Origin of the sequence: Rhodococcus sp. JVH1 (assembly GCF_000280725.2) — a bacterium.
Classification (GTDB): domain Bacteria; phylum Actinomycetota; class Actinomycetes; order Mycobacteriales; family Mycobacteriaceae; genus Rhodococcus_F; species Rhodococcus_F jostii_A.
On sequence record NZ_CP166289.1, the window covers coordinates 2740474 to 2752816 of the forward strand.

Genomic DNA, 12343 nt, shown 5'->3' on the forward strand with positions numbered 1-12343 from the left:
TGCCAAGGTGACATCGCAATTCAGCGTTTCCAACCTGACCAAGACCTTCGGGTCCAACACCATCGTCGATCAACTCGACCTCGACATTCAGGACGGTGAATTTCTCGTCCTACTCGGCCCCAGCGGTTGCGGGAAGACGACCACCCTACGATGCATCGCCGGCCTCGAAACACCCGAGCACGGGTCGATCACGTTCAAGGACCACACCGTCTTCGATGCGTCGACCCGCATCAACGTTCCGGCCTACAAGCGCAACATCGGCATGGTCTTCCAGTCCTACGCGCTGTGGCCCAACATGACAGTGCGAGAAAACATCCGGTACCCGTTGAAGGTTCGACGGATGAAGAGCGCCATCGCCGCAGGACAGGTCGAGACCGCGGCCGGCATGGTGGACTGCGGTGCCCTGCTCGACCGGTATCCGTCCCAGCTCAGTGGTGGACAGCAACAGCGAGTCGCCGTGGCCCGCGGCCTGGTCGCCCAACCCGACCTGGTGCTGTTCGACGAGCCCCTGAGCAATCTCGACGCACGGCTGCGCGATCAGGTGCGGTCCCAGATTCATCAACTACACCAACGACTGGGCTTCACTGCCGTATTCGTCACCCACGATCAGGCCGAGGCATTTGCGCTCGGTGACCGACTCGCCATCATGAAGGCGGGCAAGATCGAACAGTACGACACCCCGGAGCGGGTCTACCAGACCCCTTCCTCCGACTATGTCGCCGCGTTCATCGGGATGGCGAACCGGCTCGAACTCGTCCGCAGGCACGAGGGGTGGACCACGCGAGCGGGGGCCCCCGTCGACCTCGACGCGGCCGTCGTCCAGGGCGACTACATCACCGGCGATACGGCTGTGGGACGACTCCGGCCCGAGGACCTCGCCCTTCATCATTCACTCGACGAGGTCCGCGCGGGTGACGTCGGCTTCGTCGGCGAACTCGTCACCTCGGAGTACGGAGGCCGCTATTTCGACGTAACGGTCGATGCCGGGGGCGAGCAGTTGTACGTCCGCGCAGATGCGGAGCTGCACGGACGCTGGTTGCGTGGCGCCACCGTCGGATCTCCTCTGGTGGTCAGCTTCTCGCCCACCAAGCTGCGAGTGTTTCCGCATCCGGACGGTCACGTGGATCTCCAGGTTCCCGTGCTCGCCCAGGCCGCCCGATCGGAGGCGTGATGGCTACGGTTGCGGTGAGTCGCAGCGCACGTCCGTTCGTCGTCAGTACGGTGTGGCGTACCCGACTCGGGTACGGCGCACTGCTGGCGGTTCTGGCGTATCTCGTCGTGCTCCCGCTCTTCCGATTGCAGTCGCTGGCGTTCGAGGACGGCGGTCGCGGATATCAAGCCCAGTACGGACGATACGACATCGGTCAGACCATCCGGACCACGGTCGCCCTCGCAGTCTCGTCACTCGCCATCGCCATGGTCCTGGGAACGATTCTCGCGTTCGCGGCGACCAGGCTGCCACGCCGGCTGAGCTTTCTCAGGATCGTCCCCATCCTGCCCATCGTGATGCCCGCGGTGGCCAATGTGGTCGGCTGGGCCTTTCTCCTCTCCCCCGGACCCGGGTACCTGAACGCACTCCTCCGCAAGCTTCCCTGGTGGAGCAACGTCGACTCCGGACCGATCGATGTCTACAGCACACCGTGGATCATCATTCTCACGGGCTTCGGACTCACGTCCTTCGTCTACCTCTTCGTCAGCGCGGGAATGCAGAACATCAGTTCCGAGCACCTCGAGGCAGCACAGATCAGCGGTTCGTCGACGTTCGGGGTGTTCTTTCGGGTAGTGCTCCCGCTGCTTCGCCCGTCCCTGGTGTACGGCGGTGGAATTGCGCTGCTTCTCGGTTTGGGCCAGTTCACCGGGCCGCTCCTGCTGGGACAGAACACCGGCGTGAAGGTCCTCACCACCGAAATGTATCGACGGGTATCCGAGTCGCCTGCGGACTTCGCCGCTGCAGCCGCGGCCGGTTCGCCGCTCGTCATCTTCGGTGTCGTCGTCGTGCTGGCGCAGAAGATGCTTCTCGGCAATCAGTCACGCTTCGTCACGCACGGGGGAAAGGCGTTCGCGCCGAACACCGGCCGCTCGGCCTGGGCCGCCGTGTGCATCTCGACATACGCCATGCTCGCACTCGTCGTTCCGTTGATCGGACTCGCCATCGTCGCCGTGTCTCCCTATTGGTCGGAGACACTGTCCTGGAATCTCCTCACACTCGACAACTTCCGGGCGCTGTTCCGGACGGCGAGCATCGTCGACTCCGTGTACACGAGTCTCCTCACCTCGGTGGTGGCCGTCGCCGTCTGCGTGCCGATCGGTTACCTCACCGCCACGCTGCTCGTACGAGGGCGCAAACACAGAGTGCTGGGAACCATCGGTGACGTCATCACCGCTCTCCCCCTGGGTATTCCAGCGGTGATCTTCGGCGTCGGGTTCCTGCTCACGTACACCCAGCCTCCGCTGATCCTCTACGGGACCAAGGCTGTCATCATCCTCGTCTACATCGTGCTGATGGTGCCCTTCTCCACCCGGATGCAAATGACGGCGATGCTGTCGCTCGGAGAGACCTACGCCGAGGCGTCGGCAACGAGCGGCGCGAGCCCGTTCGTCACCAACATCCGGGTGATCCTGCCGCTGATGAGGCCGACCGTGCTCAGTTCCGTCGCCTTGATGTTCATCCTGCTGACCCACGAGTTCGCCGCCTCACTGCTCGTCCGTGCCGCCACGACACAGGTGATGGGTACGCTGCTGTTCGACCTGTGGGAGAACGGTTCCTACCCGCTGGTGGCCGCGATGGCTCTTCTCATGACCGCGGTGACCAGCATCGGTGTCGTGGTCGCGATGCTCGTCGGTGGCCGAAACGTATTGAGCAACCTCTGATGTCGATCTACCTGCCCGAGCCGAACGAGTGACAAGGAGTCCAGATGACTGTCGGCCCTGACCGACTGCGCGACAAGGTCGTCCTGCTGACGGGGGCGACCGGCGGTATCGGCGCCGAGATCGCCCGAAGGCTCGCCGACGAGGGCGCTCACGTCGTCGTCACCGATCTCGAGAAATCAGCCTGCCAGGACTTGCTCGATACGCTCACCCAGCCCGAGCGACATGCGGCGCTCGCGCTCGACGTCTCGTCCGAGAGGCAGTGGGAAGACGTCGTGGCAGCAACCGAGAGCACGTTCGGCGCGCTGCACGCCTTGGTCAACAACGCCGCCATCGGCAGCGTCGCCACCGTCGACGAGGAAACCCGATCACACTGGGACCGGGTCATCGGGGTCGGCCAGACCGGCACGTGGCTGGGCATGAAACATGCCGGCCCGCTGATCGAGCGGAGCGGCGGCGGTTCGATCGTGAACATGTGCTCGATACTGGGAACGGTGGGCGGTCTGGGCAACAGCGTTGCCTATGCAGCCGCCAAAGGCGCAGTCCGCACGATGACCAAGAACGCCGCCCTGCATTGGGCGAAAGCGGGAGTGCGCGTCAACTCTCTGCATCCGGGATTCATCGGCACGCCCCCACTGCTCGAGCGCTGGGAGGGCAGCGAGCGTCACCGCGAGATGCTGGCCGGCACCCCGATGGGTCGACTCGGGCGGGGTGAGGAGATCGCGGCCGTCGTTGCCTTCCTGGCGGGCGACGACTCCACCTTCGTCACCGGCTCGGAGATCTACGCCGACGGCGGGTGGACTGCGGCCTGAGCGAGACAGACGAATATGGCCCCCGCGTGATGCGGGGGCCATATTCTTCGGTGTAGCCGCTGGAGCATCAGCGTAAGCGGCACAGCGTCTTTCCCACGGTGCGGCCGTGCAGCATCGCGACGATGGCGTCCGGCGCCGACCCGAGGCCGTCGAACACGGTCTCCTCGACAACGAGGCGACCGTCACGGAGGTAGCTCCCGACCTCGTCCCGCATGTCGCCGAGCAGATGGTCGTACGCTCCGGCCCGGAAACCCTGCACCGTCAGGTTCTTCGCGACGATCTGAAAGAGATTGCCCGGAGTCGGTGCCGCCGTGTCCGCGTCATAGGAGGCGACGGCTCCCGCCATGGCCACCCGGCCGCCCGGCCGGAGGTGATACAGGGCGGCCTCGAGATGCGTTCCACCCACGTTGTCGAAATACAGGTCGATGCCGTCCGGTGCCGCGTTTGCGAGCGCTCCGGCCAGGTCCGGGCTGTGGTAGTCGAATGCGGCATCGAGTTTCAGTTCGTCCAGCAGGAACCTGACCTTCTCGCCGGAACCGGTGCTGCCGACCACGTAGTGACCTCGGAGCTTCGCGATCTGCGCGGCGAGGCTGCCGACCGCACCCGCGGCCGAGGAGATCCACACGACGTCTCCGCTCGTGAGTCCACCGATGCACTGCAATCCCACGTACGCCGTGAGCCCGGAACTGCCCAGCGCTCCCAGATAGGATTGCGGCGGGTGCACGCTCGTCTCGAGACGTGTCACGCCGCCGGCCCCGCCCAAGGTTTCGCTCCCCTGCCGGACCACCGCGAACTCGCGAAAACCCTTGATGTGCAGAACCGTGTCGCCCTTCTCGAAGCCGGGGTCACGGGACTCGAGTACCTCGCCGACAGCCAACCCGCTCAGCGTCTCCCCGATGCGGAACGGTGGGAGGTAGCCCGCGGGGCCGGTCGGGCCGAGACGCATCCTGACCGACGGGTCGATCGACGACCACGAGTTGCGCACGAGAATGTCGCCGGGCGCGAGTTCTTCGGGAACCGTCACCACGTCGAGGTGGAAGTCCGACGGCCGGACCTTCCCCCGGGGATGGCGCGCCAGTTTCAGCTCATGACTCTGCATGGGAATCCTTCCGCAGTCAGACGACGGAGAACACGTCGCTGTCGCCTCGTCTTCGGACTGTGAGCCGGCCGCGATCGACCAACGTGTCGAGGTGGGCGAGGGTCTCACAGGTCGCGATCATTTGATTGAACGGGTCGAGGGTGGAGAACGGCCTCTCGCGACGCGTCCACGTAACCGCGTCCGCGACGGCAATCGCGGTCGCCGGCCCGAGCGAGACCAGCGCGTCGTGCATGGTCATGAAGCGCCGGTCATGATGCGCGAGAAGTTCTTCGACGCGCAGGTGCACACTCGGTGCCGGATCTCCGTGCGCCGGAAGCAGTCGCGAGTCGGGGCGTTCGAGCAGTCGGGTCAGCGACTCGAGGTAGCGCCCCAACGGCAGATCCCAGTCGCCGAGTTCGAAGCCGATCGACGGCGTGATCGTGGGCAGGACGTGGTCGCCACTGAAGAGCACCCCCTGCTCGTCGTCGTGGAAAACCATGTGCCCCTTCGTGTGGCCGGGCGTGTGCACCACGTCGAGTGTGCGCCGTCCGATCCGAAGCGGACCTGCGGTGAGCCAGTGGTCGGGCTGTTCCCAGTCCGAGGGGTGGAACGGTTCCGCGGCGGTCATGACCTCGACCGTGTCTGCCAGGAGAGGGGCACCGGCACGGCGGAGTTCGTGCAGCGAGTCCGTCGGCACGTTACTGCCGAGTGCACTGACGGCCGCCAATCCGTCAGCCTCGGCCACGCCGAGGTGGACGCGAGAGCCGTGACGGCGGCGGAGTTCGATCGCGAACGTGTAGTGATCGCGGTGCACGTGGGTGACATAGATGTCGTGAATCTGCTCGGTGCTGTGACCGATGTGGAGCAGTGCGCGCTCCATCTCGTCGAAGGTCGTGCCGACTCGCCAGCCGCCGTCGATGAGGGCAAGCCCGTCCTCGGTCTCGAGGGCATAGACGTTCACTGCTCCCAGGCCGTCGCCCGGCATCTGGAGGGGCACTCGATGCACACCGGGCGCCACCTCGTAGCAGCCCGGTTCCATCCAGTGCGCCCTCATGATTCACCGTTGTCCACTTCGACCATCGTTTTCTCGTCCCCCATGACGAGGATGCGCTTACCACGCATCTGGCCGACGTTGTCCACTGCGGCTTGCCATTCCGGGCTGGCGAGTGCGGCATCGAGGTCCTCGCGGGAGTCGAAGCTCAGAATCGAGACGCCGTCCCATTCCCGGGACCGGTCGTCCATGGCGTCGAGCACCTCGGTGTGCTGCCAGCGCCGCAGGCCCGGCAGCGGGTAGGTCACGTCCGCATGTTCACCGCGCCACCACTCGATGAACTGCTCATGGCTCCAGTCGTGCGGACGAGCGGCCAAGACGATCAAGTTGTACATCATCACTCCATAACTGACCTGAATTTAGTTCAAATATCGAGAGTAAGAAAAACCACCCCTCCGCACACGCCCGCGCTACGCGCGGACGATGCGCAGGGTGGCGTCGCGAACGTGCTGGTTGAGCTGGTCGAGGGTCATGTCCCCGCCGGGTCGATACCACCGCCACACACTGACGACGAGTCCGAGAATCAGCCGGGCCATCAATCGTGGATCACTGTCGGCGAATACGCCCGCACCCATCCCCCGCGCAATGAGAAGAGACCATTCTTCTTCGATCGAGTTCACCAGCGCGCGCGAGGTCTGACGCTCGGCCTCTTCCTTCTCCGATTGGCGGGGAGTGGCGAGCAGATCCATGTGGCTTTGAAGGATGCGCCGCTGAAGGGCGTCCCGCGGGGTCGCTTCCAGAGCGCTGGTGACGGCGGCACTCAACGCCTCGACCGGGTCGTCGACGCCCTCGATCGCGGCGGTGAATCGCTCGAGCGACTGCGCCAGTTCGAGACGCATGATGGTCAGCAGGCAGTGACCCTTCGACTCGAAATAGTGATAGAGCGCCGTCTGGCCGATGCCCACCTCGTCGGCAATCGACGCCCACTTCGTGTGCTCGAAGCCGACCTCCCCGAAGCGTTCGATCGCGGCCGTCAGAATGAGCCCGCGCTTCGAACGCGGACCATCGCGGAGCGTCATGGCTTCTACGGACACGAGTCCCCCATCCATCTGTTTGTTCGGGTCGGTACCTCAGAGACTACCTGAACTGAGGTGAAGTCGGGTCAATATGAGTGGCTGTCGGTACCCGCGAGCAGGCGTGTTGCAAGAACTACCGCATCCGGCCGAGACAGCTTCCCCACCCGATTCTGCGGCAGATCGTCGATCGCGAAGACGAACTCCGGCCACTTGAACTTCGGGAATTCGATGTCTCCGAGATATGCGACGACCTCGTCGAGGGTGATCGGATCGCCGGTACTCACGACCAGGGCCGCAGCACGCTCACCGAGTAGCTCGTCCGGAACCGGGACCACACACACCTGGGACACGGTCGGGATGCGTGCGATCGCGGCCTCGACCTCGTTGATGTCGATGTTGCGGCCCCCGCGAATGATGATCTGCTTCTGGCGCCCCATGACCCGGATGGTGCCGTCCTCCGCGACTTCGACGAGGTCGCCGGTGGGCAGGAATCCGTCCGCGGTGAGTTCGGGGGGCGCGGGAACCCCTGACCGTGCATAGCCGACGAAGAGGGAGGGACCCTTGACCTGGGCATCGCCCACGCGGCCCGGTGGCAGAGGAGTGCCGTGTGCGTCGACCGCCCGGACGACGGTCCCGGGGAAGGGACGACCGTCCCGCCCCAGGCGGACGCCCGGTTCGTCCGCGGGCAGCGGGGTCGTGTGCCCGAGACACTCGGACATACCGAACACACGCAGGAACGTGGTGCCGAGGGTCTGTTCGGCGCGACCGAGCGCGCCGGCATCCATGGGACCACCGCCGACGGTCATTGCGCGCAGCGACGTCAGCGCTCCCGCAGCATCCGGCGCAACGGCCAGCTGAAGCGCCATGGTCGGGACGAGCATCGTCCACGCGACCCGGTGTTCCCGGACGATCTGGAGGGCTGTCGCAGGCTTCCAGCCGTCCATGCAGACCATCGGCGCGGCCAGCATGGCGGGGAGATAGAGCCCGAAGCAGAAAGCGGCTACCGACGACAGTGGCACGAACGCCGCGACAGGATCTCCAGGTTCGAGGCCGACCGCCTCGACCGTGCAACGGCAGGCGTACCGGATTGCGGATTCGGACTGCACCACACACTTGGGATGTCCGGTCGACCCGGACGTCATCGCGATCGCGATCCCGCCGTTCCATCGCTCGACGTCGCTGACCGGTGATCGCGACCAGCGAATCACCCAGCCGGCCGGCGCGGCCGCCTCCTCGCAGAAGCGGTCCTCCGGTACACCCCAGTGCGAGAGCGACTGCCGGTCGGCGATCACCACGTCGGGTGCGATGTCGTTCAGGGCCACGGCGAACTCCGACGGGGTGGCATGTCGGCTGAACACCGCGATCAGGCCGCCGCGCAGTCCGACGGCGATGGCCGCGGCGAGTGTGCGCCACGTGTTGTCGGCCTGCACCAACACCGTCGGTGAGCCACCCGTCGCGGCGTTCAGTTGGGCGGCGAGCCCGGTTGCCGCCGCGACCACCTCCGCCACCGTGTGCTCCCCCGTCGCATCGACGACTGCGATGTCATCCGGAGAATTCGCTGCGCGAGCAACGAATTCGCGTGCCAGCTCCCACATTCCGCCGACCCTTTCATTGAAGTGAACTAGTTTCATTATTGACTACGACGCGCACCGCGCCCAGCTTTTCGTCCGTCACGGGATCACGACGGCCCTCCCGGTGATCTCGCCGCGCCGCAACTTCGAATACACGTCGAGAACGTCGTCCAACGGGTACGCGGTCGCCTCGACGGCCAGCAGGCCCCGGTTCGCGAGGTCGACCACGGCCTCGAGGTCCGCTCGAGTTCCCCAGAACGGCGCAGTCACCTGCCACCCCGCCGCGAGTCCCACGTCTTTTCCCACCGTGAGCCGACCGCCGGCGCTGCCGACGGTGACCAGTCGGCCCCCGGGGGCGAGCAACTGTGCCGCCGATTCCATCGTGTCCGGCGCTCCGACGAAATCGAAGACCACATCAGCGCAGTGACGCCGGGCCACGCCGGACCGCAAGGTCGCAACCTCCGCGATGTCCGACACCGCCACGTCCGCCCCCAATCGACGCGCGAGGTCGCGCGAACTTGCCCGCGGATCGACCGCGACGATCGTTCCGACGCCCAATGCGCGAAGAACCTGGATCGCGAGGTGGCCCAGTCCCCCGACACCGACCACCACGGACACGGAGTCGGCGTCGACGACGTCCCGGTTGGTACGGATTGCGTGATAGGCCGTCAGGGCGGCATCGGCGAGTGGGGCGGCGCTCTCGGGAGCGAGCCCATGGGTACGGACCAGGCACCGCTCCGATGGAACGATCATGGTGTCGGCCAGACCGCCGTCATACCCGATGCCGTTGCCGATCGCGGTGAGACGACCGTCCTCGCGTGGGCTCAGTTCGAAGCAATAGTTCTCCCGACTTCGGCGGCAGTTGCGGCATTGCCCGCACGACCAGACACCATGGACGACGACGGACTCGCCGATCCAGGACTTGTCCGCCGACGGGCCCGCACCGACGACGGTTCCCGCCACCTCGTGCCCGAGCGTGAACGGAAGGGGATAGTCGAATACTCCCGCGGGTGCGTCCATCACGTGCAGATCGGATCTGCACAGCCCGGCGGCCTCGACCCGGAGAAGCAGCTGATGCCCCCGCGGTTCGGGAACCGGGATGCGCACAACCCGTGCACCGTCACCCCAGCCGGTCAGGCGTACTGCGCGCATCATCGGAACTGCCATGAGTGTCACCTTTGCCTACCGGGCGGTCCAGCCGCCATCGACCACCAGAGTCTGGCCTGTGACGTACGACGACGCGTCCGACGCCAGAAAGAGCACCGCGCCGTCCACCTCGCCGGGGCGTCCACCGCGGGCGAGCATCGTGTTGCGGCGCACCCAGTCCGCCGAACGCTGGTTACTGAACAATCCATCGGTCATTTCCGTGTCGAACCAGCCCGGCACGATGGCGTTCACGCGGATCCCACGCCTGCCCCACTGCCCGGCGAGTTCGCGGGTCAGCCCGAGCACGCCGGCTTTCGATGCCGCATAGCTCGCCCCGCCGATGGGTGCCGTCGACACCAGCCCGACGACCGAGGAGATATTGATGATCGACGCGGCCTCGCCTGCCGGTGTGATCGAGGCGACGGACGTGGCGAGATGAAATCCCGCGGCCAGATTGACGTCGAGAATCGAGGAGAATTCCTCCGGGCTCTCGTCCTCGGCGTTCGGCCTGCCGGGTCTGCCTGCGTTGTTGACGAGGACGTCGATTCGTCCGGCCTCCGCGAGTACCCGATCGACCAGCGAGCGCCGATCCGCGTCCACGGTGATGTCGCACTCGACGGGGACGACCCCCTCGACCTCGTCGGCCAGCGCCGTGAGGCGCTCGACACGGCGGGCGGCCGCGAAGACCGTCGCGCCCGCCGACGCCAGTGTCCGCGCGAATCCCGTTCCCAGTCCGGACGACGCACCCGTGACGACGGCGACGCGACCGCTCAGCTGGAACAGCTCGGGTACCTGCATGTGGTTGGCTCCTACTCGTGTTCGTGGCACGCGCGCGTCAGTAGACGGCGGTGCGCCCGCCGTCTACCGGGATGACGGCACCCGTGGTGTAACCGGCACGGTCGCCCGCCAGATGCACAACGAGACCGGCGATTTCGTCCGGGTGCCCCAGGCGGCCGGCAGGGAGTCGGTCGATGATCTTGCCGACGAACTCATCGTCCCAATCCGCCGCCATGTCGGTCGCGAATCCGCCCGGCATGATGCAGTTCACCCGTACCCGGGGCGCGTATTCCTGAGCGAAGGCCATCGTCAGCGCGTTGAGACCGTTCTTCGATGCCGCGTACATCGCCTCCGGCGGGCTGGGCCGCAATGCCCCGATGCTCGAGATGTTGATGATCGAACCGCCCCCGGCCGCGCTCATCCTGGCACCGGCCACCGCCATGAGCCGGAACGGGCCCTTGAGGTTGACCTCGATCGTCTTGTCGAAGAGCGACTCGGAGACCGACTCGAGGTTCGGCGAGAGAGGTGCGATGCCGGCGTTGTTGACGACGATGTCGAGGCTCCCGAACTGCGCGAGAATGTGGTCGACGGCGAGTTCGATCGCGTCCCACTTCCCGACGTGCAGTGCGAGCGGTTCGGCGATGCCACCGGTGTCCCTCGTGATCGCGAGGGCCGCGGAGATGCACGCGTCCTCCTTGCGACTCGACACGATCACCGTGGCCCCCGCGGCGGCCAGCCCGCTGGCGATGGCGTATCCGAGCCCACGGGTGGCCCCCGTGACGAGTGCGACCTTGCCTGTCAGTTCTCGCGGTGCATTCATGCGTACTTCTTCAGCTCGAGGCGCGCGATGGTGCGCAGATGGACTTCGTTCGGACCGTCGGCGATCTGCAGCGCCCGGGTGATCGCATACAGCCGGGCCAGGATCGTGTCGTCACTCACCCCTGCCGCGCCGTAGGTCTGGACGGCATGGTCGACCACTCGATGAGCGACCTCCATGGCCGCGACCTTGATCGCGGCGACTTCCGACCGGGCCGCGGCGTTGCCCCGGGTGTCCATCAGCCACGACGACTGGAGAACCAGCAGCCGGATCTGGTCGATCTCCATCCGGCTGCGTGCGATCCACTCCCGTACCACACCGCGGTCGGCGAGCGGCGCACCGAAGGCATTGCGCTGCAGAGCTCGTCGGCACATCAGCTCGAGGGCGCGCTCGGCCATGCCTATCGCCCGCATCGCGTAGTGCATGCGGCCCGGCCCCAGCCGGCCCTGCGCGATCGCGAAACCGTCGCCCTCGGCGCCGAGCATGTGATCGGCAGGCACCCGGACGTCCGTGAACTGGACCTCGCCGTGACCGAGCCGGTCGCGATACCCGAACATGGGCAGATCGCGGAGCACCTCGATACCGGGAGAATCCGCGGGCACCAGGATCATGCTCTGCTGCCGGTAGGTCGGAGCGTCGGGATCGGACTTGCCCATGAAGATGACGAGCTTGCAGTCGGGGTCGAGAATGCCCGAGGTGTACCACTTCCGGCCGTTCAGGACGTATTCGTCGCCGTCCCGGCGGATGGTCGACGTGATATTGGTGGCGTCCGAGCTCGCCACATCCGGTTCCGTCATGGCGAACGCCGACCGGATCGTGCAGTCGAGGAGCGGCGCGAGCCACCGGGACTGCTGTTGCTCGGTGCCGTACATGGCGAGGATCTCCATGTTGCCGGTGTCGGGCGCCGAACAGTTGATGGCTTCGTTGCCGATCACCGAGCGTCCGACCACCTCGGCGAGCGGGGCGTACTCGAGGTTGGTGAGACCGGCGCCCCACTCGCCGTGCGTCATGAAGAGATTCCACAACCCGAGCTCGCGCGCCTTCGCCTGCAGGTCCAGCATGACCTTGGGCTGCTCGTGTGGGTTGTCGTTCGACTTGATCTGCTCGTCGTACACGGCCTCGGCCGGATAGACGTGCTCTTCCATGAAGTTCCGCAGCTGCTCGAGCAGTTGCTCGGTGCGCGCGGAGTATTCGAAGTCCACGTGAG

The 12343-nt window shown here is 66.1% G+C and carries 12 protein-coding genes; 3 read left to right on the forward strand and 9 right to left on the reverse strand.

What is annotated here, in order from left to right:
* The first annotated feature begins 7 nt into the window (after window positions 1-7).
* The 3 genes from JVH1_RS12415 to JVH1_RS12425 are packed head-to-tail and all read left to right on the forward strand — an operon-like array spanning window position 8 to window position 3680.
* On the forward strand, window positions 8-1171 hold the full coding sequence (locus tag JVH1_RS12415) for an ABC transporter ATP-binding protein (RefSeq protein WP_009477836.1): 1164 nt from the start codon (window positions 8-10) through the stop codon (window positions 1169-1171).
* Window positions 1171-2871: an iron ABC transporter permease gene (locus JVH1_RS12420; RefSeq protein WP_009477835.1), complete on the forward strand. Its 1701-nt coding sequence runs from the start codon at window positions 1171-1173 to the stop codon at window positions 2869-2871. The genes JVH1_RS12415 and JVH1_RS12420 overlap by 1 nt, the downstream gene beginning before the upstream one ends.
* Before the next feature lie 44 nt (window positions 2872-2915).
* On the forward strand, window positions 2916-3680 hold the full coding sequence (locus JVH1_RS12425; RefSeq protein WP_009477834.1) for an SDR family NAD(P)-dependent oxidoreductase: 765 nt from the start codon (window positions 2916-2918) through the stop codon (window positions 3678-3680).
* Between the two features lie 67 nt (window positions 3681-3747).
* Here the strand turns inward: JVH1_RS12425 and JVH1_RS12430 are convergent, their stop codons facing one another.
* The 9 genes from JVH1_RS12430 to JVH1_RS12470 form a co-directional block, all read right to left on the reverse strand.
* Window positions 3748-4779: an NADP-dependent oxidoreductase gene (locus tag JVH1_RS12430; RefSeq protein ID WP_009477833.1), complete on the reverse strand. Its 1032-nt coding sequence runs from the start codon at window positions 4777-4779 to the stop codon at window positions 3748-3750.
* A 16-nt stretch (window positions 4780-4795) separates the two neighbouring features.
* Window positions 4796-5797, reverse strand: coding sequence for an MBL fold metallo-hydrolase (locus tag JVH1_RS12435; RefSeq protein WP_009477832.1), 1002 nt, complete (start codon window positions 5795-5797; stop codon window positions 4796-4798).
* An 11-nt stretch (window positions 5798-5808) separates the two neighbouring features.
* Window positions 5809-6144 carry an EthD family reductase gene (locus tag JVH1_RS12440; RefSeq protein WP_009477831.1) on the reverse strand — a complete coding sequence of 112 codons (336 nt, stop codon included), beginning with the start codon at window positions 6142-6144 and terminating at the stop codon, window positions 5809-5811.
* A gap of 75 nt (window positions 6145-6219) precedes the next feature.
* The gene (locus tag JVH1_RS12445) at window positions 6220-6828 is read right to left on the reverse strand and encodes a TetR/AcrR family transcriptional regulator (RefSeq protein WP_081437460.1); all 609 of its coding nucleotides are present in this window, start codon (window positions 6826-6828) and stop codon (window positions 6220-6222) included.
* Between the two features lie 83 nt (window positions 6829-6911).
* Window positions 6912-8420 carry a class I adenylate-forming enzyme family protein gene (locus JVH1_RS12450; protein ID WP_009477829.1) on the reverse strand — a complete coding sequence of 503 codons (1509 nt, stop codon included), beginning with the start codon at window positions 8418-8420 and terminating at the stop codon, window positions 6912-6914.
* Between the two features lie 75 nt (window positions 8421-8495).
* The gene (locus JVH1_RS12455; protein WP_009477828.1) at window positions 8496-9563 is read right to left on the reverse strand and encodes an NAD(P)-dependent alcohol dehydrogenase; all 1068 of its coding nucleotides are present in this window, start codon (window positions 9561-9563) and stop codon (window positions 8496-8498) included.
* 15 nt (window positions 9564-9578) lie between these two features.
* Window positions 9579-10340, reverse strand: coding sequence for an SDR family NAD(P)-dependent oxidoreductase (locus JVH1_RS12460; protein WP_009477827.1), 762 nt, complete (start codon window positions 10338-10340; stop codon window positions 9579-9581).
* Window positions 10341-10377: 37 nt separating this feature from the next.
* The gene (locus JVH1_RS12465; RefSeq protein WP_009477826.1) at window positions 10378-11139 is read right to left on the reverse strand and encodes an SDR family NAD(P)-dependent oxidoreductase; all 762 of its coding nucleotides are present in this window, start codon (window positions 11137-11139) and stop codon (window positions 10378-10380) included.
* Complete coding sequence (locus JVH1_RS12470; protein WP_009477825.1) at window positions 11136-12338, reverse strand: acyl-CoA dehydrogenase family protein; 1203 nt, start codon at window positions 12336-12338, stop codon at window positions 11136-11138. The genes JVH1_RS12465 and JVH1_RS12470 overlap by 4 nt, the downstream gene beginning before the upstream one ends.
* Between the last annotated feature and the right edge of the window lie 5 nt (window positions 12339-12343).